Origin of the sequence: Sutterella massiliensis, from assembly GCF_016899755.1 — a bacterium.
Taxonomy (GTDB): Bacteria; Pseudomonadota; Gammaproteobacteria; order Burkholderiales; family Burkholderiaceae_F; genus Sutterella; species Sutterella massiliensis.
The window spans coordinates 1-957 of sequence record NZ_JACJJC010000137.1 but is presented as its reverse complement, the minus strand read 5'-3'; the positions used below and the strand labels follow the sequence as shown (position 1 = coordinate 957).

Annotated in this window: 1 pseudogene; it reads left to right on the top strand. The window is 56.5% G+C overall.

Going from position 1 to position 957, the window contains the following annotated elements:
* Positions 1-114: 114 nt before the first annotated feature.
* A pseudogene (locus H6A60_RS11785) lies at positions 115-957 on the top strand (hypothetical protein); the annotation flags it as partial.

The following is a 957-nucleotide window of genomic DNA, read 5'->3' as shown; positions in this document are numbered from 1 at the left end:
GGCTTTAATGCGGATACGTCTTCGCTTGCTGAACTCAATATCAGCGGTTCTCTCAATTTGCAAAGCGGCGATATTAAGCTGACACTCCCGGGTGATGCAGAAGATCTCACCGGCGTGCTTTCGCATTCGGAGATCATTGCGTCTCAGTCCAATAAATTCGAAGGGCTGATCAATGCATCCGGCGGTATTACGGGGTCGCTTGACAACATCACGATCAATGGGAGCGGTTCGGGTACCTCGTTCAGCGGCACGCAGAACATCACGGGCGATCTCGCCGCCGGCGGCACCGGCAACGTGGCGTACGCTCAGTACGGCTACAAGCTTGGAACAAGCGGCAATTCGCTCGGTTTGATTTTCAACCTCAGCGAAATTGATATTGTTGGCGGCGAGACACTTGTTCTGACGGAAAGCGGGGCGCTTTCGGCCGTCGTCAAGAATTATGGGACCGGTGCCGGCAACCTGACTGTTGCCAGCGGCGCAACCATCGAGCTCACCAACAAGAATGCATATACGGGCGTCACGACTGTTGAAGGGACGCTGACGGCCGGTGAAAGCGGTGTCGGCAATACGTCCGAACTTCGTGTCGAGTCCGGCGGTCGCTTCGTGAATGCCGGTGCTAACAGCGCTGGCCATCTTGTTGTCGACGCTCACGGTACTCTTGAGCTTTCGACAGGCCAAACGCTCGGCATCAAGCAGGCTGCCGGCCAAACGTCAACCATTTCCGGTGCCATTTTGGGGGCTGGTTCTCTGAATCTTGACGACGGTGAACTCGTCGTTCATGCGAATTCTGGAACGAGCGGTGAATCGGGTTGGAGCGGAACGATCAATGTCGGCGACAGTGATTCCGATGCCGTTTTGACGCTTTCGGGCGCCGGTGCGCTCGGCAGCGGGGCAATTGTGCTTGCGAATTCCGGCTCCGTCATCCATATCAACGAAAGCACCGGCCTGACGTTCTCC